Annotated in this window: 27 protein-coding genes; 20 read left to right on the top strand and 7 right to left on the bottom strand. The window is 41.3% G+C overall.

Annotation, left to right across the window (positions count from 1 at the left end):
* Positions 1 to 41: 41 nt before the first annotated feature.
* From glyQ to MHH61_RS01510, 10 genes are all read left to right on the top strand, one after another.
* Entirely contained in the window at positions 42 to 929 is an 888-nt protein-coding gene (gene glyQ / locus MHH61_RS01555; protein WP_012010611.1) for a glycine--tRNA ligase subunit alpha, read from the top strand.
* A complete protein-coding gene (gene glyS, locus MHH61_RS01550; RefSeq protein WP_024423018.1) occupies positions 922 to 2,967 on the top strand; it encodes a glycine--tRNA ligase subunit beta in 2,046 nt (681 codons plus the stop codon). The genes glyQ and glyS overlap by 8 nt, the downstream gene beginning before the upstream one ends.
* A gap of 167 nt (positions 2,968 to 3,134) precedes the next feature.
* Positions 3,135 to 3,773, top strand: a complete 639-nt coding sequence (locus MHH61_RS01545; protein WP_024423017.1) for a helix-turn-helix transcriptional regulator — start codon at positions 3,135 to 3,137, stop codon at positions 3,771 to 3,773.
* Positions 3,774 to 3,798: 25 nt separating this feature from the next.
* Positions 3,799 to 4,620: a pyruvate, water dikinase regulatory protein gene (locus MHH61_RS01540; protein WP_008342399.1), complete on the top strand. Its 822-nt coding sequence runs from the start codon at positions 3,799 to 3,801 to the stop codon at positions 4,618 to 4,620.
* Positions 4,621 to 4,881: 261 nt separating this feature from the next.
* The gene (locus MHH61_RS01535) at positions 4,882 to 5,382 is read left to right on the top strand and encodes a YaiI/YqxD family protein (protein WP_024423016.1); all 501 of its coding nucleotides are present in this window, start codon (positions 4,882 to 4,884) and stop codon (positions 5,380 to 5,382) included.
* A gap of 33 nt (positions 5,383 to 5,415) precedes the next feature.
* Positions 5,416 to 7,245: a DNA primase gene (dnaG, locus tag MHH61_RS01530; protein ID WP_024423015.1), complete on the top strand. Its 1,830-nt coding sequence runs from the start codon at positions 5,416 to 5,418 to the stop codon at positions 7,243 to 7,245.
* A gap of 206 nt (positions 7,246 to 7,451) precedes the next feature.
* A complete protein-coding gene (gene rpoD, locus MHH61_RS01525; protein ID WP_008342392.1) occupies positions 7,452 to 8,573 on the top strand; it encodes an RNA polymerase sigma factor RpoD in 1,122 nt (373 codons plus the stop codon).
* Positions 8,574 to 8,874: 301 nt separating this feature from the next.
* Complete coding sequence (gene cccA, locus MHH61_RS01520; RefSeq protein ID WP_024423014.1) at positions 8,875 to 9,234, top strand: cytochrome c550; 360 nt, start codon at positions 8,875 to 8,877, stop codon at positions 9,232 to 9,234.
* A 120-nt stretch (positions 9,235 to 9,354) separates the two neighbouring features.
* Positions 9,355 to 10,071, top strand: coding sequence for a tRNA (adenine(22)-N(1))-methyltransferase TrmK (locus tag MHH61_RS01515; RefSeq protein WP_125586594.1), 717 nt, complete (start codon positions 9,355 to 9,357; stop codon positions 10,069 to 10,071).
* Positions 10,064 to 11,185 (top strand): Nif3-like dinuclear metal center hexameric protein, encoded by a 1,122-nt coding sequence (locus tag MHH61_RS01510; RefSeq protein WP_125586593.1) that lies wholly within the window; start codon positions 10,064 to 10,066, stop codon positions 11,183 to 11,185. Before MHH61_RS01515 ends, MHH61_RS01510 begins: the two co-directional genes overlap by 8 nt.
* A 37-nt stretch (positions 11,186 to 11,222) precedes the next feature.
* Here the strand turns inward: MHH61_RS01510 and MHH61_RS01505 are convergent, their stop codons facing one another.
* Both MHH61_RS01505 and vrrA read right to left on the bottom strand, forming a co-directional pair.
* Positions 11,223 to 12,167 carry a 4-hydroxy-3-methylbut-2-enyl diphosphate reductase gene (locus tag MHH61_RS01505; RefSeq protein WP_024423011.1) on the bottom strand — a complete coding sequence of 315 codons (945 nt, stop codon included), beginning with the start codon at positions 12,165 to 12,167 and terminating at the stop codon, positions 11,223 to 11,225.
* 157 nt (positions 12,168 to 12,324) lie between these two features.
* Complete coding sequence (vrrA, locus tag MHH61_RS01500) at positions 12,325 to 13,029, bottom strand: VrrA/YqfQ family protein (protein WP_125586591.1); 705 nt, start codon at positions 13,027 to 13,029, stop codon at positions 12,325 to 12,327.
* Positions 13,030 to 13,184: 155 nt separating this feature from the next.
* Here vrrA and MHH61_RS01495 point away from each other — a divergent pair, with 155 nt between their 5' ends.
* Positions 13,185 to 14,504, top strand: coding sequence for a DEAD/DEAH box helicase (locus tag MHH61_RS01495; protein WP_024423009.1), 1,320 nt, complete (start codon positions 13,185 to 13,187; stop codon positions 14,502 to 14,504).
* 9 nt (positions 14,505 to 14,513) lie between these two features.
* Positions 14,514 to 15,407, top strand: coding sequence for a deoxyribonuclease IV (locus MHH61_RS01490; protein ID WP_024427965.1), 894 nt, complete (start codon positions 14,514 to 14,516; stop codon positions 15,405 to 15,407).
* A gap of 48 nt (positions 15,408 to 15,455) precedes the next feature.
* On the opposite strand, the gene MHH61_RS01485 is transcribed toward MHH61_RS01490, so the two are convergent.
* Complete coding sequence (locus MHH61_RS01485; protein WP_024423008.1) at positions 15,456 to 15,710, bottom strand: DUF2624 domain-containing protein; 255 nt, start codon at positions 15,708 to 15,710, stop codon at positions 15,456 to 15,458.
* 140 nt (positions 15,711 to 15,850) lie between these two features.
* Between MHH61_RS01485 and MHH61_RS01480 the strand changes: the two genes are divergently transcribed.
* The 5 genes from MHH61_RS01480 (at position 15,851) to MHH61_RS01460 (ending at position 19,947) form a co-directional block, all read left to right on the top strand.
* Positions 15,851 to 16,732 carry a YitT family protein gene (locus tag MHH61_RS01480; protein ID WP_024427967.1) on the top strand — a complete coding sequence of 294 codons (882 nt, stop codon included), beginning with the start codon at positions 15,851 to 15,853 and terminating at the stop codon, positions 16,730 to 16,732.
* Positions 16,733 to 16,867: 135 nt separating this feature from the next.
* The gene (locus tag MHH61_RS01475) at positions 16,868 to 17,644 is read left to right on the top strand and encodes a metal ABC transporter ATP-binding protein (RefSeq protein ID WP_025092955.1); all 777 of its coding nucleotides are present in this window, start codon (positions 16,868 to 16,870) and stop codon (positions 17,642 to 17,644) included.
* Positions 17,644 to 18,504, top strand: a complete 861-nt coding sequence (locus MHH61_RS01470) for a metal ABC transporter permease (protein ID WP_025092956.1) — start codon at positions 17,644 to 17,646, stop codon at positions 18,502 to 18,504. The genes MHH61_RS01475 and MHH61_RS01470 overlap by 1 nt, the downstream gene beginning before the upstream one ends.
* On the top strand, positions 18,482 to 18,910 hold the full coding sequence (locus MHH61_RS01465; protein WP_003217433.1) for a Fur family transcriptional regulator: 429 nt from the start codon (positions 18,482 to 18,484) through the stop codon (positions 18,908 to 18,910). Before MHH61_RS01470 ends, MHH61_RS01465 begins: the two co-directional genes overlap by 23 nt.
* Positions 18,911 to 19,029: 119 nt before the next feature.
* Positions 19,030 to 19,947, top strand: coding sequence for an ROK family protein (locus MHH61_RS01460; RefSeq protein WP_024427969.1), 918 nt, complete (start codon positions 19,030 to 19,032; stop codon positions 19,945 to 19,947).
* A 66-nt stretch (positions 19,948 to 20,013) separates the two neighbouring features.
* On the opposite strand, the gene MHH61_RS01455 is transcribed toward MHH61_RS01460, so the two are convergent.
* Positions 20,014 to 20,592 carry a nucleotidase gene (locus MHH61_RS01455; protein ID WP_024427970.1) on the bottom strand — a complete coding sequence of 193 codons (579 nt, stop codon included), beginning with the start codon at positions 20,590 to 20,592 and terminating at the stop codon, positions 20,014 to 20,016.
* Positions 20,593 to 20,731: 139 nt separating this feature from the next.
* On the opposite strand from MHH61_RS01455, the gene MHH61_RS01450 reads away from it, so the two are divergent.
* Positions 20,732 to 21,094 carry a DUF308 domain-containing protein gene (locus tag MHH61_RS01450; protein WP_024423002.1) on the top strand — a complete coding sequence of 121 codons (363 nt, stop codon included), beginning with the start codon at positions 20,732 to 20,734 and terminating at the stop codon, positions 21,092 to 21,094.
* A gap of 43 nt (positions 21,095 to 21,137) precedes the next feature.
* On the opposite strand, the gene ispG is transcribed toward MHH61_RS01450, so the two are convergent.
* Together ispG and MHH61_RS01440 are read right to left on the bottom strand one after the other, a co-directional pair.
* Positions 21,138 to 22,253, bottom strand: a complete 1,116-nt coding sequence (gene ispG, locus MHH61_RS01445; RefSeq protein WP_024423001.1) for a flavodoxin-dependent (E)-4-hydroxy-3-methylbut-2-enyl-diphosphate synthase — start codon at positions 22,251 to 22,253, stop codon at positions 21,138 to 21,140.
* Between the two features lie 105 nt (positions 22,254 to 22,358).
* Entirely contained in the window at positions 22,359 to 22,661 is a 303-nt protein-coding gene (locus MHH61_RS01440; protein WP_039180007.1) for a hypothetical protein, read from the bottom strand.
* Positions 22,662 to 22,859: 198 nt separating this feature from the next.
* Between MHH61_RS01440 and MHH61_RS01435 the strand changes: the two genes are divergently transcribed.
* Positions 22,860 to 23,405 (top strand): GNAT family N-acetyltransferase, encoded by a 546-nt coding sequence (locus MHH61_RS01435; RefSeq protein WP_024427972.1) that lies wholly within the window; start codon positions 22,860 to 22,862, stop codon positions 23,403 to 23,405.
* A gap of 72 nt (positions 23,406 to 23,477) precedes the next feature.
* On the opposite strand, the gene MHH61_RS01430 is transcribed toward MHH61_RS01435, so the two are convergent.
* Positions 23,478 to 24,236 (bottom strand): DUF1189 domain-containing protein, encoded by a 759-nt coding sequence (locus MHH61_RS01430; protein WP_125586589.1) that lies wholly within the window; start codon positions 24,234 to 24,236, stop codon positions 23,478 to 23,480.
* Positions 24,237 to 24,381: 145 nt separating this feature from the next.
* Between MHH61_RS01430 and MHH61_RS01425 the strand changes: the two genes are divergently transcribed.
* Positions 24,382 to 24,867, top strand: a complete 486-nt coding sequence (locus MHH61_RS01425; protein ID WP_024427974.1) for a DUF456 domain-containing protein — start codon at positions 24,382 to 24,384, stop codon at positions 24,865 to 24,867.
* Positions 24,868 to 24,885 lie beyond the last annotated feature (18 nt).

The following is a 24,885-nucleotide window of genomic DNA, read 5'->3' as shown; positions in this document are numbered from 1 at the left end:
CATACATAGCGGTTGGTCTAGAAAAGATGGAGGTGCGATCATTGAATATTCAAGACATGATTTTGACGCTGCAAAAGCATTGGTCAAATGAAGGCTGCGTATTAATGCAGGCGTATGACACAGAAAAAGGTGCCGGAACGATGAGTCCATACACGTTCCTCAGAAGCATTGGCCCAGAGCCGTGGAAGGTAGCATATGTAGAGCCTTCAAGACGCCCGGCTGATGGCAGATATGGAGAAAACCCAAATAGATTGTATCAGCATCACCAATTTCAAGTGATTATTAAGCCATCACCTGACAATATTCAAGAGCTATATCTTGAATCATTGAAGGCACTTGGCATTGACCCGCTGAAACATGATATTCGTTTTGTGGAAGACAACTGGGAAAATCCATCTCTTGGCTGTGCAGGACTTGGCTGGGAAGTATGGCTTGATGGCATGGAAATTACGCAGTTCACGTATTTCCAACAAGTCGGCGGCTTAGAATGTAAGCCTGTTTCTGTTGAAATCACATACGGTATTGAACGTCTTGCTTCTTACATCCAGGACAAAGAAAATGTCTTCGATCTTGAATGGACAGACGGATTTACGGTCAGAGATTTATTCTTAATGGCTGAATACGAGCACTCTGTTTATACATTTGAAACATCTAATACTGACATGCTGTTCGAGCTATTTACAACCTATGAGAAAGAAGCACATAGCCAAATGGACAAAGGGCTTGTTCACCCGGCATATGATTATGTCCTCAAATGCTCTCATACGTTTAACCTGCTCGATGCAAAGGGCGCTATTTCTGTGACTGAGCGAACCGGCTATATCGGAAGAGTGCGTCAGTTAGCAAGAAAAGTAGCCAAAACCTATTATGAAGAACGCGAAAAACTGGGATTCCCTATGCTAAAAGAGGAGGCGGCTTCTCATGAATAAACAAGATGTATTACTTGAAATCGGCTTAGAAGAGATGCCGGCTCGTTTCATGCCAGAGAGCACAAAACAGCTAGGTGAGAAAGTAAAAGCATGGTTTGAAACGCAAAATATTTCATTTGAAGAGACTGCTTTATTTAACTCACCTAGACGTCTTGCTGTACTTGTGAAAGGTGTCGCAGAAAAACAAGAAGACATCAAAGAAGAAGCAAAAGGCCCGGCTAAAAAAATTGCCCAAGATGCTGAAGGCAATTGGACAAAAGCAGCTGAAGGCTTTGCCAGAGGACAAGGTGCTTCAACAGATGATCTCTATTTCAAAGAGATCAAAGGAGTGGATTATGTCCATGTCCAAAAATTTCAAGAAGGAAAGCAAGTCAAAGATCTTCTGCCAGCGTTAGGTGAAATCGCTGCTTCATTAAGCTTTCCAAAGAACATGAGATGGGGAAGCGAGGATTTACGCTATATCCGTCCGATTAAATGGATTGTTTGTTTATTTGGAAAAGAGATTGTACCTGTTGAAATTGCTGGGGTGAAAAGCGGCCGTGAGACTAGAGGACACCGTTTCCTTGGAACGACAGCCAGCATTGACACACCTGCTTCCTATGAACAAACATTGCGCGATCAATTTGTGATTGCAGACTCAGAGAAAAGAAAACAATTCATTACTGAACAGCTAGATGCGCTATCTACAGAAAAAGGCTGGGTCATTCCTGTTGATCCTGAACTTTTAGAAGAAGTGAACGATCTTGTAGAATATCCAACTGTGCTGTCTGGTTCCTTTGAAGAAGAGTTTCTTGCATTGCCGGAAGAAGTATTGGTGACGACAATGAAAGAGCATCAGCGCTACTTCCCTGTGAAAAATGAGCAAGGGGAATTATTACCGCACTTTATTACAGTCAGAAATGGAAACAGTGAGGCGCTGGAAAATGTCGCAAGAGGGAATGAAAAAGTACTTCGTGCGCGTTTATCAGATGCTGCATTCTTCTATAAAGAAGACGAAAAACTAGTGATTGAAGACAATATTAAAAAGCTTGATAAAGTGGTATTCCATGAGAAACTTGGAACAATCGGCGACAAGCTGAAGAGAGTGACAGACATTGCAACTCGTCTAGCGGCGCATGTCGGAGCAGATGACGAAACCACTAAACGTGTGGCGAGAGCAGCAAGTATTTCGAAGTTTGACCTTGTGACTCAAATGGTCTATGAATTCCCAGAATTACAAGGAATCATGGGTGAGAAATATGCAAGAGCTCTTGGTGAACATGAAGAAGTAGCAAGAAGCATCAACGAGCACTATATGCCGCGCTTTGCTGGTGACGAGGCGCCATCCACTTTGATTGGTGCGATTGTGGCAGTAGCAGACAAGCTTGATTCTATTTGTTCATTCTTCTCAATTGATGTGATCCCAACGGGTTCTCAAGACCCTTATGGACTTAGAAGACAAGCGAGCGGTATCGTTCAAATCCTGCTCGACCGTCATTGGAATATTTCATTTAAAGAGCTGTTAGCACTTGCTCAAGTAAAGGCAGAACATGAAGCTGCTCTGATTGAATTTTTAACGCATCGTTTAAAATATGTTCTTCAAGCAGAGCATATCCGCCATGATGTTGTTGATGCAGTGCTGGATGTTGAAAATATTGAGCCATATGCAGTCGTCAAAAAAGCAGCTGTTCTTGAAGAGAGTGTGAAACAAGAAAGCTTCAAAGAAACGGCTGAAGCATTGGGGCGCGTCATTTCAATCAGTAAAAAAGGGGAAGACGCAGAGATTCAGCCTGAACTGTTTGAAAATGAACATGAGCAAAAGCTGTTTGAGGCGTATCAGCAAGTAGAGAAAGCTGTAAAGGAACATGTAGCAGCAGGACAATACAGCTTGGCACTTGAGGCGCTTGATACGTTAAAAACACCGATTGTTCATTATTTCGATCATACAATGGTTCATGCGGATGATGAGAAACTGAAGCGAAATCGTTTGGCACAAATGGTCAAACTAGCCAAAGTCATTCAATCATTTGCGAATATGAACAATTTAATTGTAAAATAAATACCTAAGAACGGTTGCCTTTTCCGAAGGGCAATCGTTTTTTACTCATTTAATTCACGGTTTTTGAGTGGATTTTTGTTTCATTCGGACAAAGATGCGCTATAATATGATGAGTTATGAAAATGATATACATAAAATAAAGATTTCGCTCTCTCTATTTAAAGGTGGTGAGTACAATCGAGTTAAATAAACGGCAAGAGCAGATTTTACAGATTGTCAAAGAGAATGGTCCGATCACTGGAGAGCATATCGCCGATCGGCTGAACTTAACAAGGGCGACCCTCAGACCGGATTTAGCCATTTTAACAATGTCAGGCTTTTTAGAAGCAAGACCAAGGGTCGGCTACTTTTTCACAGGAAAAACAGGCACGCAGCTTCTCGCAGATAAGCTGAAAAAACTTCAAGTGAAAGACTTTCAATCCATTCCAGTGGTGATACATGAGAATGTTTCGGTTTATGATGCGATTTGTACGATGTTTTTAGAGGATGTGGGCACATTATTCGTTGTGGACGATCACTCTATTTTAACAGGCGTGTTATCAAGAAAAGACCTCCTTCGTGCAAGTATAGGGAAACAGGAGCTTCCATCTATCCCTGTCCATATTATTATGACAAGAATGCCGAACATCACCGTTTGCCGCAAGGAAGATTTCATTATGGATGTGGCGAAGCACTTGATTGAAAAGCAAATAGATGCACTTCCTGTGATAAAAGATACGGATAAAGGTTTTGAAGTGGTCGGAAGAATTACGAAAACAAACATGACGAAAATACTTGTCAGCTTATCGGAGAACGAAATAATCTAATGACAGAAGACTGCGAGGGGATGTTATGAGTAATCGCGTAATTTTTGTGGTATCAGATTCAGTTGGAGAAACGGCAGAGCTCGTGGTCAAAGCGGCACTTAGCCAATTTGATGGCGGCTCATCAGACCATTCAAATATCAGAAGAATCCCGTATGTAGAGGATGTTGGTACGATTAAAGAAGTCATTTCACTGGCGAAAGCAGATAATGGGATCGTCTGCTTTACTCTTGTTGTGCCAGAAATGCGCCAATTCTTAATCGAGGAAGCAGAAGCAAACGGTGTCGTTTATTATGACATCATCGGTCCGCTCATTGATAAAATGGAGACGGCATATGGAAATGAAGCGAAACATGAGCCGGGTCGTGTACGTCAATTAGATGAGGACTATTTTAAAAAGGTAGAAGCCATCGAGTTCGCTGTGAAATACGATGACGGCAGAGACCCTAGAGGTATTCTAAAGGCTGATATTGTACTCATTGGTGTATCACGCACGTCTAAGACACCATTATCTCAATATTTGGCACATAAACGGCTGAAGGTAGCGAACGTTCCAATTGTACCTGAAGTTGATCCGCCAGAAGAGTTATTTTCAGTTGATCCGAAGAAATGTATCGGTTTGAAAATTAGTCCAGACAAACTAAATCATATTCGCAAAGAGCGTTTAAAATCTCTTGGTTTAAATGATCGCGCTATTTATGCGAACATTGAGCGGATTAAAGAGGAACTAGAGTATTTTGAAAAAGTGGTTGACCGCATTAACTGTCAAGTCGTTGATGTATCGAATAAAGCAGTTGAGGAAACGGCAAATGTCATTCATCAAATGCTGACCAAAAGAGGTTCCGAATAAACTCAGGATGCTCCTCCTGGGTTTTTCCTATGGTGGGAAACGGGTAAACAAAAACAATGGCATATTTGCTGCATTTGTATTATAATAAAAAATTGTGATAAAATGATTGATTTTAGGTTTAAGTTAAGTCAAGAACGAATAAACTAATATTGGCAGAAGTCAAGTGATTCTGAACATAACTTTTCGACAAAATGAGTTTTACTGTTGATTGCTTTATAGGGGAAAAGTATGGTCTTTTTGCTTCTCTAAAGCAGGAATAAGGTGGAGGGATGGAGAATTAGTCACCTGAATGAACGTAAAAAAGAGAGGACGATTTATGTCGATGCAGATGCTTGTCCTGTAAAAGACGAAATCCTTTCTGTCGCATCTCAATTTCAAGTACCAGTGACGTTCATTGCTTCATATGAGCATTTTCAAACCAAAAGATCTCCACTAGAAGATTGGCGGTTTGTAGATACACATAAGGAAGCAGCGGATTTAGTCATTGCAAACTCAGCTGCCGCACATGATATTGTCGTCACCCAAGATATTGGTCTTGCCTCCTTACTGCTTCCGAGACAGGTCATTGTTCTGTCTGAAAGAGGACGAATGTACACAAACGAAACAATTGATTTTGATTTGGAACGCAGGCATGTTTCCAGCAAACAGCGAAGAAAAGGTGTATACGGAAAAGGTCCCAAAAAGCTTTTAGAAGAGGATAAGAAGCGATTTATGGCGCAACTACAAAAAATCCTGTCGAATCATGAAGGATTTTTAAATTAAAAGGCGAATAATGTACGACGGAGTGTTATTAGGATGAGCAAACGTATACCAGATGAACTTTTGGAGCAGATCCAAAAAAACGCAGACATTGTCGAAGTGATTGGAGAATACGTACAGCTTAGAAAGCAAGGTCGAAATTACTTCGGTCTTTGTCCATTCCATGGTGAAAATACTCCTTCATTCTCTGTTTCAGCAGATAAGCAAATCTTCCATTGTTTTGGCTGTGGTGCAGGAGGCAATGTGTTTTCGTTCCTCAGACAAATGGAAGGCTACTCATTTATTGAAGCCGTTTCACATGTGGCTGATAAGTACCATATTGATCTGCCTGATCAGGTGGCGAATGCTCAGATGAGTTCCTCTCAGCAAGAGGACACTGCAGATCATAAAATGATTGAGGCCCATGAGCTTCTTAAGAAATTTTACCACCATTTGCTGGTAAATACAAAGGAAGGTCAAAACGCACTCGATTATTTACGGTCCAGAGGCTTTACGGATGAAACAATTGCCAAGTTTGAGATCGGGTATGCTCTTGATTCTTGGGATTTCGTGACCAAGTTTTTAGAAAAACGAGGATTTGATCCTGTGATGATGGAGAAGGCTGGTCTTTTGATTCAACGTGAAAACGGCACAGGCTTTTTTGACCGCTTTAGAGATCGTGTCATGTTTCCCATTCATGATCATCATGGAACGGTCATCGCTTTTTCCGGAAGATCGCTTGGTGATCAGCAGCCTAAATATATGAATAGTCCTGAAACGCCGCTTTTTCATAAAAGTAAGCTGCTTTATCACTTTCACGACGCACGTATGCATATTCGCAAACGCGAACGGGCAGTTCTTTTTGAAGGATTTGCAGACGTCATCTCAGCTGTTACATCAGGTGTCGGTGAAAGTGTTGCAACAATGGGTACGTCTCTTACAGAAGAGCACGTAAAGCTTCTCAGGCGGAACGTAGAAGAGATCATCCTTTGCTATGACTCTGATACGGCCGGATACGAAGCGACCATGAAAGCATCAGATTTGCTTGGAAAAAGAGGATGTAAAGTTCGCGTTGCCATGATACCAGATGGACTTGATCCAGATGATTACATTCGTAAATATGGCGGCGAGAAATTTAGGAATGACATCATAGATGCAAGTGTGACATTAATGACGTTTAAGATGAATTTTTTCCGAAGAGGAAAAAACTTATCAGACGAAGGAGACCGTCTTACTTATATGAAGCAGGTTCTCCGAGAAATCAGCCGGTTAAACGGCTCTTTGGAGCAAGAGATTTACATGAAACAGCTTGCTGGGGAGTTTTCGATCTCACTTGATTCATTAAAAGAACAACTGGAGCTGTTTGAAAAACAGCAGCGGCAAGAAACCAAAAGCACGCAGGAAGAAAACGGGCTTGAAAAACGGCGTGCACATCTGTCAACACAAGTGAGAAGAAAGCGTCTGCGGCCGGCATATGAAAATGCAGAGCGAATGCTGCTTGCTCATATGTTAAAAAGCGATGACGTGATCCGCAAAGTACTTGACAGAATCGGGATTGAATTTAATATAGATTCGCACAGGGCGCTGGCAACGTACATTTATGCCTTGTATGAAGAAGGCAAAGAACCAACGCCGCAGCACCTGATGAACCGGATAGAAGATGATGTCATGAATCAGCTGTTGACGGATATATTGATGATTCAAGTCGGAGACGAACTAAGTGAAGCTGAATTAAGTGATTATGTAAAAAAAGTGTTGAATCATCGGAATTTGTCAATGATAAAGGAAAAAGAACTAGAACGTGCAGAAGCGGAGAGGCAAAAAGATTTCTTCAAAGCGGCAACACTTGCAAAAGAAATTATTCAGTTGAACCGTTCGCTGAAGTAATACGTCTATTATTAATGACAGGACTTACGGCTGGCAATGAATCCTTTACGGGAGGAGCATAAGACCGCAAGCATCTTGCCTTCATCATTATTTATTTTATTTCCTATTTGCTTCGTCATCTGTTTGATAGAGAGAGAAAAGCAGGGCGGAAGTAAATCGCAAGTTACTTTAGAATTCGTTGCAAGCTTTGGAAGGAGGGATCCATAATGGCTGATAAACAAGCCCACGAAACCGAAACTGAATTAACCTTTGAACAGGTGAGAGATAAGCTCACTGAAACGGGTAAAAAACGGGGCGTTTTAACATACGAAGAAATTGCAGAGCGTATGTCTAGCTTTGAAATTGAATCAGACCAAATGGATGAATACTATGAATACTTAGGCGAACAGGGTGTAGAGCTCATTAGTGAAAACGAAGAGACAGAAGACCCAAATGTTCAGCAGCTGGCTAAAGCAGAAGAAGAATTTGACCTGAATGATTTAAGCGTACCACCAGGTGTCAAAATCAATGATCCTGTTCGTATGTACCTAAAAGAAATCGGACGCGTCAATTTGTTATCTGCTAAAGAAGAAATTACGTATGCTCAAAAGATCGAAGAGGGCGATGAGGAATCAAAAAGAAGATTAGCGGAAGCGAACCTTCGTCTCGTTGTCAGCATTGCGAAACGCTATGTCGGTCGTGGTATGCTGTTCCTTGACTTGATTCAAGAAGGAAACATGGGTTTGATGAAGGCGGTTGAGAAGTTTGATTACCGCAAAGGATATAAATTCTCAACATATGCGACTTGGTGGATTAGACAGGCGATCACACGTGCGATTGCCGATCAGGCGAGAACAATCCGGATCCCGGTTCATATGGTGGAAACGATTAATAAATTGATCCGTGTTCAAAGACAGCTTCTGCAAGACCTAGGCAGAGAACCAACGCCTGAGGAAATTGCTGAAGACATGGATTTAACTCCAGAAAAGGTAAGAGAGATTCTTAAAATTGCGCAAGAGCCTGTATCTTTAGAAACACCTATTGGTGAAGAAGATGACTCGCATCTTGGTGATTTTATCGAAGACCAAGAGGCGACATCTCCATCTGACCACGCTGCGTACGAACTCTTAAAAGAGCAGCTTGAAGATGTATTAGACACGCTGACGGACCGTGAAGAAAATGTGCTAAGACTACGTTTCGGACTAGACGACGGAAGAACTCGCACGTTAGAAGAGGTTGGAAAGGTGTTCGGCGTAACAAGAGAGCGTATCAGACAAATTGAAGCGAAAGCTCTTCGTAAATTAAGACACCCAAGCAGAAGTAAACGATTAAAAGACTTCTTAGAGTAGAAACCGGACGGATCTTGAAAGAGATCCGTTCTTTCTTATCAAAAATGAAAACGCTTTTTTCAATCTGATTATATTTTACTGAATAACAAATGAATTTGCAACGTTCTTAGAAAAAAGATGTATAAAAAATACATCTAAATGTGCTGAAGACTTCATTTCTCATCTAGAATCATTTTTGTCTAATCTGTGAACTTGACCAAAGTTTTGTATCATAATTCGTTTACTTTTTGTAAAATTAAAGTAGAATTAGAATTGTTTGCATAGTCTCAAAGGGGTTTTCACAAAGGGGAGGATGAAAGAAATGAAACGGAATCCACTTATACCATTTTTATTGATTGCCATTTTAGGTATTGGACTCACTTTTTTCTTATCAATGAAGGGGCTGAAAGATGAAGAAAAAATTGCCTCTGGGGGCAAAGAGCAAAAGCAAGAAGAGACAGCAAATGCAACGCCGGAAGAATTGTATAAGCAGAACTGCATAAGCTGTCACGGGGAAAACTATGAAGGCGGCGCAGGTCCTGCATTAAAAGGTGTTGGAGACAAGCTTGAAGTAGCTGACATCAAGAAGAAAATTCAAGAAGGCGGCAACGGGATGCCAGGCGGGCTGATTCCAAATGAAAAGCTCGATGAAATGGCGGAATGGGTGTCTAAAATTAAATAATCTTACACAAAAAGCTCTTTTTCAAAAGAAGAGCTTTTTTCATTTGAAAACGACTTTTAAAAAGTCCATAATTTATATAAGATAGACAAGTATGAACATTAAAGAAAAGTAGTGATACGTATGAATGAAATGAATTTATCGAAACGATTAAAAAAAGTCGCTGACTTTTTACCAGATGAGGCAGTCTTCGCTGATATCGGCTCAGACCATGCCTATTTGCCATGCTATGCGATTCTGCATCAAAAAGCAGTGAAAGCCATTGCTGGTGAAATTACCGATGGACCGCTTCAATCGGCGCAGCAGCAAGTACATAGACTTGAATTAGATGAACAGATATCGGTCAGAAAAGGAAATGGCCTTGAAGTCATTGAAAAAGGCGAAGTGAATGCAGTGACGATTGCAGGGATGGGCGGGGCACTCATTGCAAGTATTTTAAATGAGGGCAAGCATAAGCTCGCAGGCCATGAGCGGCTCATTCTTCAGCCGAATATCCATGCCCATCATATTCGTTTATGGCTTTATCAAGAGGGGTATGAATTGATAGATGAAGTCATTTTAGAAGAGGACGGCAAAATATACGAAATCATCATCGCTGAAAAAGGCGATAAAGATAAAGCCTATAAAGGAATGTCACTTGAAGCAGGCATGTTGGTTGGTCCTTTTCTTGCGAAAGAGCAAAATGACGTTTTCCAGCGCAAGTGGATGCAAGAGCTTCAGCATATGGAGAAGATAGAAAGTCAAATTCAGCAGGCGGCGCGGACAGAAGAAAATAAAGAACGCCTTGAAGAGCTGAATGCGAAAATAAAGATGCTAAAGGAGGTTTTGACTGTTGGCTAAAACAGTAAACGGGCATGAAATCATCCAATTGTTTGAACAATTTTCACCAAAGGTATACGCCATGGAAGGGGATAAAATTGGTCTTCAGATTGGGACTTTAAATAAAAAAGTAACCAATGTGATGATCACCTTGGATGTATTAGAGAATGTAGTAGATGAGGCGATCGAGCGAAAAGTGGATCTTATTATTGCTCACCATCCGCCGATTTTTCGACCATTAAAACATGTAGCTACGGATCAGCCGGCTGGACGGATCATTGAAAAATGCATCAAACATGATATTGCGGTATATGTGGCACATACGAATTTAGACGTAGCTGATGGCGGAGTCAACGACCTGCTTGCTGAGGCCTTAGAGCTTGAAGAAACAAGAGTGTTAGTGCCGACATACGAAGATCCAATCAAACAGCTTGCTCTCTATGTCCCAGAGGAATTTGAAGAGGCCATCCGGACAGCTTTAGGAAATGCGGGCGCCGGCCATATTGGCAACTACAGCCATTGTGCGTTTTCAAATGAAGGGACAGGCAGCTTTTTGCCATCAGAAGAAGCTGAGCCGTTTATTGGTGAATCGGGTCAATTAGAATTTGTGAAAGAAGTGCGGATTGAAACCATTTTCCCAGCAAGTATAGAAAAACAAGTGATTCGCGAAATGATCAAAGCACATCCTTATGAAGAAGTCGCCTATAGTGTACACACGACAGATCTTCCTCCTATTCAAAAAGGTCTTGGCCGTATTGGAGAGCTAAATGAGCCAATGACACTGAGAGATTTCACACAATTTGTGAAAACGAAGCTGGATGTGAATGGTGCTCGTTTTGTAGGAGACCAAAACGCTGTTGTGAAAAAAGTGGCGGTGCTTGGCGGAGACGGAAATAAATACATCCATCAAGCGAAAAGAATGGGTGCAGATGTGTATGTGACAGGAGACCTTTATTTCCATGTTGCACACGATGCCATGATGCTAGGGCTGAACGTTGTGGACCCAGGACATTATGCTGAAAAGATTATGAAAGAGGGCGTAAAGGCGAAGCTTCAATCGCTATGTGCGGATAAAAAATATGACGTACAGCTCTTTGTTTCTGAATCAAACACAAACCCATTTCAATTTATGTAATCAAAAAACGTCAGAGCATATCCGCTCTGACGTTTTCTTATTTCTTTGTTTTGACGCGAGGTAAAATTTTAGAAAGAGGAACGGTTCGTTCAATCTTCCAAGTTGTTTCATCATCTGGTTCATAGTTTTCTAAGAAACGAATGACTTCCTTTGTAATAGGTGTTGGTGTTGAAGCACCAGCAGTAACGGCAACGGTTTTGACGCCCTGCAGCCATTCCAGCTTGAGTTCACTTAAGTCGCCAATACGGTAAGCCTGCGTTCCGGCAATCTCCATTGACACTTGTGCGAGACGGTTAGAGTTATTACTTTTTGGATCGCCGACAACAATGGTTAAATCGGCTTGGCCAGCTTGCTGCGATACAGCTTCCTGACGCACCTGTGTCGCAAGGCAAATTTCTTGATGATACTCGACGTGAGGGTATTTCTCTTTAATCAGCTCCATCAGGTCGTGGACATCCCATTGAGACATCGTCGTTTGGTTCGTGATGAGCAGTTTTTCTGATGTTAAATCGAGTGCCTCAATGTCAGCTTCTGTTTCGACAAGATGTACCTTGTCAGGTGCTACTCCGACAGCTCCTTCTGGCTCAGGATGACCCTTTTTCCCAATATAAATAATGTCATAGCCATCGGCTGTTTTCTCTGAAATGAGTTCGTGTGTTTTCGTTACATCGGGACAGGTCGCATCAATGGCGACAAGGCCTTTTTCTTCTGCGATTTGACGAACCTCAGGAGAAACGCCGTGAGCTGTGAAAATGACTGTTCCACTTTCAACCTGCTTTAAAATGTCTAAGCGGTTTGGACCGTCCAGTGTGTAAATGCCATCTTCTTCGAAGGCATCAGTGACATGTTTGTTGTGCACAATCATACCTAATATATAAATTGGGCGTGGCAAGTTCTTATCAAGTGCGGCATTTTTAGCAATGACCATTGCATCCACAACGCCATAGCAATAGCCACGCGGCGATATTTTAATTACATTCATTTATTCGTCCTCCTGTAGGGAAGTGCTGCTAGAGAAGAACAATATAAAAAGCCGTAAAAAACGGCTTTTTATCATTCTCTTGCTTCCATTATAGCCAAAGTAAGCGTATATATCAAAGATTGTTATACGCAGTGAACACTTCGCCGTTAAAAGATCACTAGACATATAGTTTTGGAACAGAGCTGCCAGATCTTTTTTTCGGTTTTGCTTCAGGAACAGATGATGTGTGAGGTGCTGTTTTTTTGACGAGGATGTCTTCGGGTTCTTTATTTTTTTCTATTTCGTCAGTTTGTGCTTCTTCCTCGTGCACTTCTGTTTCCGCGCTGGTCTCCGTTGATTCTGCATCAGCATCATTTGCACTTTCTTCATCATCATCCGCACTGCCAAGCTGGCTGTACAGTTTAATCATCGCCGGCAAATTTCTCACTAAAGGACCGTATTGCTGAATCATTGGCGTAAATTGCTGCGCCATCCCGAGCACTTTTTGAACATTTCCTAACATGCTTGAGAGGGTCGCAGGATTTGTGAAGCTCTGGATTCCTTGTAATCCCGCACCACCTCCAGAGACTCCAGCTCCTCCTGCGCCAGGAAGAAATTTAGAGAGCATGCCTTTAATTCCTGCTCCGCCGCCTAGTGCACGGCTCTCACCTCCTGGAATTCCGCCCATCCCGGGTAAACCGCCTCCCTGTACAGACGGGGAGCGAGGCATCATTTGCTGAAATGGATTGCCTTGCCCTTGAAAAGGCTGTTGGCTAGGAGGCTGCTGCCCTCTTTGAAATATTCCGGGCTGTCCGCCATTTCCAAGGTGCCGGCGTGAGGGACGGCGCGGCTGAAAATCGCCCATAGGCCTTTGCCCTAACATACTTGTACCTCCCTTACTGCATTCTCTTTCTCTTCATAGGTTATGCAAGGAAGCACCAATTGGTTTCCTGTAGGAAAAGCGGACATGGTTTTTTTACTGAAAATCAGCTATAATGAGGAGATGAGCAAAAAGGCATTGCCTTAAGGAGTGAAAACATGAAAGAAACGAAATTTACGACATATGAATTAAAGCCTTTTATTATAGATGCTATTCATGAACTAGGCTTTTATGAGCCGACTGATATTCAAAAAAGAATCATCCCTGCTGTTTTAAAAGGAGAAAGCGTGATTGGCCAGTCACAAACAGGAACAGGAAAAACTCATGCCTACTTACTGCCGCTGATTCATTCAATTGATCCAAGCAAAGAACAGGTACAAGTGGTGATTACTGCACCTACAAGAGAATTAGCCAATCAAATTTTCAAAGAAGCTCAAACGATTTTAAAGAATGCTTCTCCAGAAGAAGAGATCAAAGCTAAGCTTTACATTGGCGGAACGGACAAGCAGAAATCAATTCAAAAGCTAAAAAACCAGCCGCATTTGGTGGTCGGTACACCTGGACGTATTGCTGACCTCATTCATGAGCAGGCGCTGAATGTTTATAAAGCGACCTCTCTTGTTATTGATGAAGCTGATTTAATGCTGGATATGGGATTTTTAGAAGATGTGGACCGTATTGGTGCACAAATGCCAGAACAGCTGCAAATGCTTGTGTTCTCTGCAACCATCCCAGAAAAACTAAAGCCTTTCCTGAAAAAATATATGGACAATCCAAAGTATGCGCATGTTGAACCAAGACGGATTACAGCTGAAAACATTCAGCATATTTTAGTTCCGTCTAAACAGCGTGATAAATTAAAATTGCTCCATGAAATGGTGACGAATGTACAGCCATATTTAGGGATCATTTTTGCCAATACAAAAACAACTGTTGATGAAATCGCATCGTTCCTACAAGAAAAAGGAATGAAAATCGGTGTGCTTCATGGCGGATTGACGCCGCGCGAACGTAAAAAAGTCATGAAACAAATTGAAGATTTGGAGTTCACTTATATTGTGGCATCAGATCTTGCAGCTCGCGGGATTGACATTAAAGGCGTCAGCCACGTGATTAACTATGAACTTCCATCTGATCTTGATTTTTATGTGCACCGCGTTGGAAGAACAGCTCGTGCGGGTTCATCTGGAATTGCTATGACCATTTATGAGCTGGCTGATGAGGATGCACTCATTCAAATTGAGAAAATGGGCGTTGTGTTTGAAAACAAAACCATTGTTCATGGCGAATGGCGAGATGCAGATGACCGTCTGAAGCGTCAAAGACGTAAAAAAGCCCCAAATGAAATTGAAGAAAAAGCAAAACGTCTTGTGAGAAAACCGAAAGCCGTCAAACCTGGATATAAAAAGAAAATGACACGTGAGATGGATAAAATCAAAAGACAGGAACGTAGAAAGTCAAAGCGTAATGGAAAGTAGGGGGAAACATTGTTAAAGATTGGTTCACATGTATCCATGAGCGGAAAACATATGCTTCTTGCAGCGAGTGAGGAAGCTGCCTCTTATGGTTCGAATACGTTTATGATTTATACAGGTGCACCGCAAAATACGCGCCGAAAAAAAATTGAAGACCTCAATATTGAAGCTGGACAAGCGCATATGAAAGAGCATGGCATGACGGATATCGTCGTGCATGCTCCGTATATTATCAATATTGGAAATACAGTGAATCCAGCGACATTTGAGCTTGGTGTAGACTTCCTTCGCTCTGAGATTGAGCGTACGGAAGCGCTGGGAGCAAGACAAATTGTTCTCCACCCGGGTGCGCATGTCGGAGCAGGGGCAGAGGCAGGGATTCAAAAAATCATTGAAGGTTTAAACGAAGTCATTGTGAAAGGTCAAGAGGTTCAAATTGCACTTGAAACAATGGCGGGAAAAGGATCAGAGTGCGGAAGAAGCTTTGAAGAGCTTGCCCAAATTATCGACGGAGTGACACATAACGAAGCTCTTTCTGTCTGCTTTGATACGTGTCACACGCACGATGCTGGTTATCCGATTGTGAGTGACTTTGATGGTGTATTAGAAGAATTTGATCGAATTGTTGGTATTGACCGAATCAAAGTTCTTCATATTAATGACAGTAAAAACGTACAAGGCGCAAGAAAAGACCGACATGAAAATATCGGTTTTGGTGAAATTGGTTTCGATGCACTGAGCTATATTGTGCATCATCCGCAGCTTCAAGATGTGCCGAAAATTCTAGAAACGCCTTATGTAGGTGAAGATAAAAAGAACAAAAAACCACCTTACAAATTCGAAATTGCCATGCTGAAAGAAAAGCAATTTGATGAAGGCTTACTAGATAAAATTACGGGTCAGTAAAAAAGGATGCAACATGTTGAGGTGCCGCTAAATGCGGCCCTTTTTTGCTTAACTTGTAAACTGGTTAAACAAATCATTCACAGTCTGTGCTGTCTGTTTAGAAGTAATCGCTTCCACTTGCTTAAGAAGCCGGTTACGCTCTGAGTCATTAAAAATATTGATGTTTTTCCCGTTCATGAGTTTGGCCACCTCAGCAGCTTGATGAGACGTTAAACTGACGCCATACTGTTTCGCATACCTTAACAGATCATTTGCTGTGATCTGATTGAGCCGCTGCAGGACAATTTTTTGAATTAAAATCAATTCCATTCCTCCCCTCTGTAACAATGTATGGGCGAAAACGGAAAATGTGCAAAAAATTTTATTTTATTCTGTGAAATGATAAAATAGTAAAGTGGATAAAATGTTCATTGAAAATTTAACATGTGTAGAAGGGAGAACGTATGGCAAATAGTAAACAGCATAGAAAGGAATCGGTGCCTCATTTTATTTTGAGAATTTTTCTGATTCTAGTAGGAGCTGCATGTGCAGCAGTCAGCATTGAATTATTTTTAGTGCCAAACAATATTATTGATGGGGGCATCATCGGCATTTCGCTTATTTTGGATTATCTCTTTACAGATAACCCGTTTATTAACTTTGCGACGATTGTTGTCATTTTAAATATTCCATTTATGATATCAGGATACAAGCATATTGGGAAAACCTTTCTCATTTCCACTGTGATTGGGATTGTCAGCTTAGCCGTGATTGAATCTTCACTTCATCATGTGGAGGCATTTACAACACAGCCGATCTTAGCCACTGTATTTGGCGGGCTATTACTTGGATTTGGTGTTGGACTTGTCATCCGTAATGGAGGTTCAATGGATGGAACAGAGATCTTGGGAATTCTTCTGACGAAAAAAATTCCTTTCTCCGTCGGTGAGTTTGTCATGATCGTCAATGTGTTCATTTTTATTTGGGCGGGCTTTGTTTTCGGACCAGAGCAGGCTATGTATTCTGTCATGACATATTATTTGGCAATGAAAACAATTGATGCTGTTATTCAAGGGCTTGATGAAACAAAAGCTGTCATTATCGTCTCAGACTATTATGATGAAATTTCAGATGCGATTCTGCATCGACTCGGCAGGGGAACGACAAAGCTGAGAGGAAAAGGCGGCTATACAGATGAAGAAAAAGATGTCATCTACGCAGTTGTCACAAGGCTTGAAATTACAAAGCTGAAATCCATTGTATTTGAAATTGATGACCAAGCATTTATCACGATTATGGATACGCATGAAACAAAAGGCGGTAAGTTCAAAACAGCCATTCATTAGCTTTTATTTTACTTTTTTATCTTTCTTTTATATAATGAAATGTATGTATGGACAGAGAAAATGGCAAAAGCCATTTTCTTTTTGTTGTATAAATCGTAATCATTCTTTTTATATTGATTAAAGGTGGAAAGATTCATGGCAAAGCCAATTATTGAAATGAAGGACATTTCGTACTCGTATGGACAGCGAAATGTCATTGATCACATTCATTTAACAGTAGAGGAAGGAAACTTCCTAGCACTTGTTGGACCGAATGGTTCTGGTAAAACAACCTTATTAAAATGCCTGCTTGGGCTCATTAAACCGCAGCAGGGTGAATTAAAGCTATTTGGCACGCCTGTCTCAAAATTTAGAGACTGGGATCAAATTGGATTTGTTTCTCAAAAGGCGAATAGCTTTAATACAGGTTTCCCTGCTTCTGTATATGAGGTCGTCGCAAGCGGACTGACCGCAAAAATTGGTTTGTTTAAACGAATGAGCAAACAGGATAAATGGCAAGTGGAAGATGCTATTCGCTCAGTTGGCATACAGGATTTAAAGCATCAAAACATCGGTGAGCTTTCTGGCGGGCAGCAGCAGCGTGCATTTATTGCCCGTGCGCTTGTCAGTCAGCCGAAGCTGCTCATTTTGGATGAGCCTACGGTTGGGGTTGACCAGCGGACAGTAGAAGGCTTTTATCAGCTGCTCGAAACATTGAACAAAGAAAAAGGAATGTCTTTAATTCTCGTCACACACGACGTTGGCACCGTTTCTGATAAAGTCACCCATGTGGCTTGTTTAAATCAGACACTGCATTTCCACGGGGATGCAGAAGCGTTTGATGCAATGGATGATCAGGCGCTATCCCAATTTTACGGGCATGACATTCAAGTGATTCATCACGATCATCACCATCATGGGGGACATGAATAATGCTATTTCCATTTTTTCATTATGAATTTTTACAAAATGCGTTTATCTCAGGGTTACTGATTGGTTTTATTGCGCCCTTACTTGGTGTATTTATTGTCGTAAGAAGGCTTTCGCTTATTGCAGATGCCCTCAGTCACGTATCACTTGCCGGTATTGCCGCAAGTCTATTTCTTGATAAAAAGTTTGGTCTTTTGACAGGGGTAAGCCCGCTCTACTTAGGGATGGCTTTTTCTGTTGCCGGTTCATTGTTTATTGAGCGCCTGCGCTCTGTGTATAAGCATTATCAGGAGCTTGCCATTCCCATCATCTTATCAGGTGGTATTGGGATTTCCGTCATCTTCATTTCACTAGCGAATGGCTTTAATACAGATTTGTTTAGTTATTTATTCGGAAGTGTCAGTGCGGTTTCAAGACTTGATCTTTGGCTTATTGTAGGGATCTCACTCGTTGTTGTGTTAGTTGTTGTGCTTTTATATAAAGAATTGTTTCTGCTTTCTTTTGATGAAGAGCATGCAAAGGCTTCTGGTATTTCAGCAAAATGGATTCATTTTATTTTTATCTTAGTCGTTGCACTTGTCATTGCGGCATCGATGCGGATCGTCGGTACACTGCTTGTGTCAGCGCTCATGACGCTTCCTGTTGCAGCAAGTATCCGCATTGCTAAAGGATTCAAACAGGCGATTTTCCTTTCGATCTTGTTTGGTGAATTGTCTGTATTGGCCGGATTGATTTTAAGCTATTATCTTGATTTAGCGCCAGGCGGAACCATTGTGATGCTGTCGATCTTGATTTTAATCGGGTGTATTAGTATTGGGAAATTCAGAAGGGGGAATCAACATGAACGTACAAGAAGCGCTTGATTTATTAAAGGAAAAAGGCTACAAATATACAAGCAAACGTGAAGATATGCTTCAATTGTTTTCTGATTCTGATAAATACTTGACTGCTAAAAATGTGCTGACGGCACTAAGTGAAGATTACCCGGGTCTCAGCTTTGATACGATTTATCGAAACTTGTCACTATATGAAGACCTTGGAATATTAGAAACAACAGAATTGTCAGGGGAGAAATTATTCCGTTTTAAATGTTCATTTTCCCATCATCACCATCACTTTATTTGTCTTACATGCGGGAAAACAAAAGAGATCGATGCCTGCCCTATGGACAAGCTCGACGCCGATTTAGAGGATTATCATATTAGCGGACATAAATTTGAAATATATGGAACGTGTCCTTCTTGCGAACCGAAGGAAGTTCACTCATGAAAAAGCCAGCCATGGAGCTGGCTTTTTTGTTTTGTCTTTTGAAAACGTTTTACAAAGGGAGGCTGTTTCATTAAAATGAGATCAAGGTACTACTTTTTTAAGTAAAGGGAGGGTTAAATGTGGCCTATTACGTCGTGTTTGATGTAGGCGGGACGAGAACAAAACATGGATTAATGGATCAGGATGGGGAGCTTGTCACAAGTGGTGACTATGAAACGAACTGCCGGCAGCTTGAACCGTTTTTAGAAGCCATGGCGGATGTGGTCAGGCAATATCAAAGGATGCAGGATGTCAGCGGTATTGCCATCAGTCTTCCAGGTTTTGTGGACAGTGAATCAGGTTATACAGAATTTGCAGGCGCCATCATCGCCTTAAATGGCCAAAATGTAAAAACACTTTTAGAAAAGAAAACGTCTATTCGTGTAGAAGTGGAAAATGATGCGAACTGTGCAGCTCTCGCAGAAAAATACAGCGGTCATGCAAAAGATTGTGACAGCTTTATTTGTATGACAATTGGCACGGGTGTCGGCGGGGGTATTTTTGCTAATGGTCAGCTTGTGCGCGGTGCATCCTTCCGCGGTGGTGAATTTGGCATGATGCTGACAGAGACGGAAAATGGCCAGTTTACAACTCTTAACAGCAGCGCTTCAACGGCTGGATTAATTCGGAGCTATAAAGAAAAGCAAGGAATTCCGCAAAGTGCTCAAATAGACGGTCAAGAAATTTTTGAAAAGGCGAAGTATGATCCGGCCATTGAGAAGCTGGTGGATCAATGGTACAAGCGAATCGCCATTGGCGTTTACAATGTAGCGACTGTTCTTAACCCGGAGAAAATCCTCATTGGCGGAGGCGTAAGTGCAAGATCAGATTTATTACAAAACATTGAAAAACATTTACATACACTGCATGCGTGGAAGAACATTCAGGTGAAGCTGGAAACTTGCTACTACTTGAATCAGGCAGGCATGAAGGGGGCACTGTACCATTTCCTCATGAAAGAAGGGCAGCTTGCTCCATCGAAAAAGCCGATACATTAAATGTATCGGCTTCAGCGTGTAGACAAATCCTCGTGTTTGTTCCGCTTTGGTGCTCGTTCAGTTACATTAATAAGCAGTTTGCAGACGCTGCTCGTATTGTTTGATCCACTTAGATGCTTCCTGCCAGTTGTTTACGCGTATGATTCTGTCGTCAATTGGCATCTGGTTATAAGGGGAGTTGAAAAGTATAACCGGGATGTCAGCCTCTTTTGCAATCATTGTGGCATTGCCATGATGGTCTTCAAAAAATACATCAATTTTGTGCTTTTGAACGGCTTCCAGCTTATGATGACCGCCAACCAGCTCAATAGCATCATAGTGCACATCATGTTCTTGAAACCACTTGTAGGTGATATCCGAATGCTGCTGCCTTCTTGCGGTAATATAAATCAGTCTGTGCTTCAGCTTCATTTCGTCGAGGATCTCTTTTGCACCCTCAGCAGGCATTGCCTGTTTATAAATAAGAGGCTCGTGCTGATCCATCCAGCCCCAAAATTCTTCTTGAGAAATCTTTAAAAGCTTCGTCAAATCATACTCTGTCATATCATCTAGTGTCATGGCACATTGGAACGACTCATTTAAGTAGGGGACAAAGGTGTCCTGTGCCGTCACTGTACCATCAATATCAATTCCTAAACGTAACATGCCCACACTCCTCATTTTTATACTCTTAAAGTGTAACATAATCAATTCACAATTCCAGCAAGTTTTAGCAATCATGAAACAGACATATTTGCTCATACTAAAAAAGCTCCTTTCTATTAACCAAAAGGGGGAATTGATCATGGAAAGAGACGAGGATTTCAGAAGAAATGATCGTGAAATCGACACACACTTTAGTAATGATGATGGCTATTTAGAGGAAACAGCTGCTGAAATTGCAGAGCCATATCAAGCTTCAAGAGATCGAGAAGATAGACGAGGACGTGACCAAGCAGGTGACGATTCAGGCAGTAAAGGGATAGGCTATACAGCACTCGCGATTGCGATTATCTCATTATTTGTCTTGCCGGTGCTATTAGGGGTAGCGGCAATCGTCGTTGGTTATATTGCAAGAAGAAAAGGAGCACATGCGCTTGGCGCGTGGTCAATTGGGATCGGAATTGTTTCCGTCATCCTAGGCATATTTATCACCCCGTTCTTTTAATAAGAACAGAAAAACGCCTGACTATGACGTCAGGCGTTTTTTGTTAGGCATTCGCTTGTTTTTCTTTTTCAGCTTCCATTTTCGCATAATGTTCTTCAGCGATTTTATCGATTTCTTTTTTCAGTTCTTCGACCATTGTTTCTTCCGGTACTTTACGAACAATTTCACCTTTACGGAACAATAAGCCTTCGCCTCTAGCACCTGCGATTCCGATATCCGCTTCACGTGCTTCACCTGGACCGTTAACAGCGCAGCCGAGAACTGCTACTTTAATCGGTGCTTTGATTTTAGAAATATATTCTTCGACTTCATTTGCAATGCTGATGAGGTCAATTTCAATTCGTCCACAAGTTGGGCAGGAGATCAGTGTTGCTGCATTTGATGCAAGACCAAATGATTTCAACAATTCACGTGCTACTTTTACTTCCTCAACTGGGTCAGCGCTTAATGAGATACGGAGTGTGTTCCCAATCCCCATATTCAAAATAGCGCCTAGTCCAGCTGCACTTTTGACTGTACCTGCAAATAACGTACCTGATTCTGTAATCCCAAGGTGAAGAGGATAATCAAAGGCTTTAGCCGCTTTTTCGTATGCTTCAATTGCAAGGTTTACATCAGATGCTTTCATACTGACGATGATGTCATGAAAGTCTAGGTCTTCTAGAATTTTAATGTGATGCAGTGCACTTTCGACCATACCATCTGCTGTTGGATAGCCGTATTTATCAAGAATTTTTTTCTCTAATGAACCAGCGTTTACGCCAATACGAATGGGAATGCCTTTTTCTTTTGCTGCTTTGACAACAGCTTCGACTTTTTCTCTTCTTCCGATGTTTCCTGGATTGATTCGGATTTTGTCTGCGCCTGCTTCAATCGCTTTCAGTGCAAGCTTGTAGTCAAAATGAATATCCACAACAAGCGGGATGTTAATTTGTTTTTTTATGTCAGCAATTGCATTTGCTGCACGCTCATCTGGACATGCGACACGCACGATTTGACAGCCTGCCTCTTCTAAACGTTTAATTTCAGCGACTGTCGCTTCGACATCATGTGTTTTGGTTGTTGCCATACTTTGAATGACAACCTCATTATTTCCACCTATAGTTAAAGGTCCCACTTTGACGGGACGCGTTTTAGTACGATGTGTGACTTCACTCACTTGTCAATCGCTCCTTAGTGTACAAGCAATCATTTGCCATGTACGTCTTGTTTTACAGTTCATATTGTAACAGTCTCTTTGTATGAATGACAAGGAATTAACGTTTTATCTCTTATAGACAGGAAACTTATATGTGCTGCCTGCCCTGATTTCGTTCGCCTTGACACCTTGATTCAGCTCCTCGAAATCTTTAATGACATCATCAAGTGGCTTGCTTGTATGTACGATGGAGAGGACCGTTTCACCTTGTTTAACAGTGACATTCTTATAAGTCTTTTTCTCAGCTGTTTGAAGCGCACTTGCTGGGACAGCTGGGTTTTCCTCAACAGGGATGGTTCCATTTTTCAAATCAAAAAAGATAATAAAGAGGACAAACAAACTGATTAGTAAAAAAAGAATTCGCCGCATTTTACTCACCGCTTTTAAGAGTTTACTTCAGTCTATGCATGTCCTGAAATGATAGAACCAAAAAGAGGAGAAAAGCTGGAAAGGATGGTTCTAGTCCGTTCTAGTATGACTTGTAATAAAACTGCTTGGATCGGTGGTGTAAATAGGAGAGCAAGCTCATATGACGATTTATGATAAAATAAAAAAGGGGGAGATTTAATGAAGAAAGTTAGTCAGCATATATATGTGAGAACACTAACAGAAAATGATGCAGAATCACTGTTAACATTAGAGCTTGAGAATCGCTCATATTTTCAGGAATTTACACCTTTGGTCAAAGATGATTTCTTCACGTTACCTCGTCAAATTGAACGAATTCAGCGGAGTAGGCAAAGAATTGCACAAGATGAATCTTACATGCATGGTATTTTCTTAAATGAAACAGGTGCTTTAATTGGGACGATCTCATTAAGCTCTGTCGAAAGAGGTCCGATAGAAGGAGCTTGGCTCGGGTATGTACTCGATCAAAGGCAGGGCGGAAATGGATATATGACAGAAGCCATTCGTTTAATCATTGACTATGCCTTTTTTGAGTTGAATCTCCATCGTATTGAGGCTGGAGTAAAGCCAAGTAATAAGGGTTCCATTCGTGTACTTGAAAAGACAGGTTTTGAAAATGAGGGACTAAATCGTAAAAAAGTAAAGATTAATGGAGTGTGGGAGGATCACTATTTGTTTGCGATCATCCATCCAGATGAGTCCTAGCATGAATAGACATAAAAAGCTCCTCCGAGCCGGGGGAGCTTTCATTGTGTAGACAAATCCTTGTTGGATGGATCATTTGCTTTTTTTGGCAGGAATTTCTTTCACAACAAGATATAAAAAGATAAAGTTAATGACCCAATTTAATAAAAATGAGTTTGCAACAGGCGTGTTTAATGCACTCATAATGGCGAAAAAGACCGTTGTTAATGTGAGTGAATAAGCGGAGAGCTTCCAAAGCATTTGGAAGGACAGCTCTTTTTGCTGCATTCGTTTAATAAATGTACCAAGCATCGCAAGGAATGTTGCGCTGATAAACATGAGAGCCGCAGTTGATAGATATAGTAGTACACAGATGACAGGGATGATAATCGCTTGGTTCTGATTTGTGACGCGGGTGAGTTCATCTTTTGTCAGCGTTCCACCAAGGAGCTGGTATGGAATATCTGTCATTTGTCCATCAATGGCAATCACTGCTTTTTCCTTTAATAAAGCGATGGCCGTTTGCTTTGATTCAAGCTCACTTGCTTTTATTTTTTCAGCAGGATCAAAGATAATCGTGATGCCGTTTTCTTCTTTTTCTATTGGTTCACTTTGATCCGCTTGAAGCTTTCCTTTTTCGATTGAAAAGTCGGGTAAATCTTTTTTGATCACATGCTGAAATCCTGACATCGCATTCGAGATCTCTTGGCTCATATGATACCCCTGAGGAACTGCTGCGATAATTGAGAGGAGAAAAATGAATAAAATCGCTTTACCGATCCCTGTAAACCGTGCTTTAGCAATATCTTTTGGTGAATAAATTCCTTTTAACAATAGATTAAATACGTTCAATACCCATTCACTTCCTACAATCTTTTCTATTTCTCATATTGTATCAATGTCTATCCATCAAGTACAAGTATGGCCTTCATCACTGGTTAAGATAGAGGGAATGAGGCATAATGTATACAGCATATAAAAAGGAGGCGGCACGGTCTTGGACATTCTGTATTGGATACTGATTGGCTGTGCATTTATCATTGCGTTTGTTGGACTGGTTTATCCAATTATCCCGAGTGTGGTCTTTATGGTTCTCGGATTTATTCTATATGGCTTCTTCTTTAGCTTCGAGCCGCTTACCCTGACGTTCTGGCTCATTCAAGCCATGTTTACTGCCGTCTTATTTGCGGCAGATTATGTCTCAAACCTTATTGGGGTAAAGCGCTTTGGCGGCAGCAAGGCAGCTATTTGGGGAAGCACCATTGGGTTATTAGCTGGTCCTTTTGTGATACCCATTGCAGGAATTATTATTGGTCCATTTCTTGGGAGTGTCATTGCAGAGCTCCTTGTTCATCAAAAAGATCTGAAGACGAGTGTGAAAGTCGGATTAGGCTCATTAATTGGATTTGTATCAGGTGTTTTTGCAAAAGGATTGATTCAAGCGCTGATGCTGGGGATCTTTTTATTTTATGTCCTTCGCTAAGTGAAAAAGGGTGTTTAA

Source organism: Bacillus sp. FSL K6-3154 (assembly GCF_040869395.1).
Classification (GTDB): Bacteria; Bacillota; Bacilli; order Bacillales; family Bacillaceae; genus Bacillus; species Bacillus safensis.
The sequence above is the reverse complement of the archived record's forward strand: the minus strand, read 5'-3'. Positions and strand labels throughout refer to the sequence as shown.

Coding starts and splice junctions, on each gene's coding strand:
- MHH61_RS01480 (WP_024427967.1), top strand. CDS start 15,851: ATGGCAAATAGTAAACAGCATAGAAAGGAATCGGTGCCTCATTTTATT.
- cccA (WP_024423014.1), top strand. CDS start 8,875: ATGAAACGGAATCCACTTATACCATTTTTATTGATTGCCATTTTAGGT.
- MHH61_RS01440 (WP_039180007.1), bottom strand. CDS start 22,661: ATGCGGCGAATTCTTTTTTTACTAATCAGTTTGTTTGTCCTCTTTATT.
- MHH61_RS01435 (WP_024427972.1), top strand. CDS start 22,860: ATGAAGAAAGTTAGTCAGCATATATATGTGAGAACACTAACAGAAAAT.
- rpoD (WP_008342392.1), top strand. CDS start 7,452: ATGGCTGATAAACAAGCCCACGAAACCGAAACTGAATTAACCTTTGAA.
- MHH61_RS01505 (WP_024423011.1), bottom strand. CDS start 12,167: ATGAATGTAATTAAAATATCGCCGCGTGGCTATTGCTATGGCGTTGTG.
- MHH61_RS01465 (WP_003217433.1), top strand. CDS start 18,482: ATGAACGTACAAGAAGCGCTTGATTTATTAAAGGAAAAAGGCTACAAA.
- MHH61_RS01475 (WP_025092955.1), top strand. CDS start 16,868: ATGGCAAAGCCAATTATTGAAATGAAGGACATTTCGTACTCGTATGGA.
- MHH61_RS01515 (WP_125586594.1), top strand. CDS start 9,355: ATGAATGAAATGAATTTATCGAAACGATTAAAAAAAGTCGCTGACTTT.
- dnaG (WP_024423015.1), top strand. CDS start 5,416: ATGAGCAAACGTATACCAGATGAACTTTTGGAGCAGATCCAAAAAAAC.
- glyS (WP_024423018.1), top strand. CDS start 922: ATGAATAAACAAGATGTATTACTTGAAATCGGCTTAGAAGAGATGCCG.
- MHH61_RS01540 (WP_008342399.1), top strand. CDS start 3,799: ATGAGTAATCGCGTAATTTTTGTGGTATCAGATTCAGTTGGAGAAACG.
- MHH61_RS01455 (WP_024427970.1), bottom strand. CDS start 20,592: ATGTTACGTTTAGGAATTGATATTGATGGTACAGTGACGGCACAGGAC.
- MHH61_RS01495 (WP_024423009.1), top strand. CDS start 13,185: ATGAAAGAAACGAAATTTACGACATATGAATTAAAGCCTTTTATTATA.
- MHH61_RS01470 (WP_025092956.1), top strand. CDS start 17,644: ATGCTATTTCCATTTTTTCATTATGAATTTTTACAAAATGCGTTTATC.
- MHH61_RS01450 (WP_024423002.1), top strand. CDS start 20,732: ATGGAAAGAGACGAGGATTTCAGAAGAAATGATCGTGAAATCGACACA.
- vrrA (WP_125586591.1), bottom strand. CDS start 13,029: ATGTTAGGGCAAAGGCCTATGGGCGATTTTCAGCCGCGCCGTCCCTCA.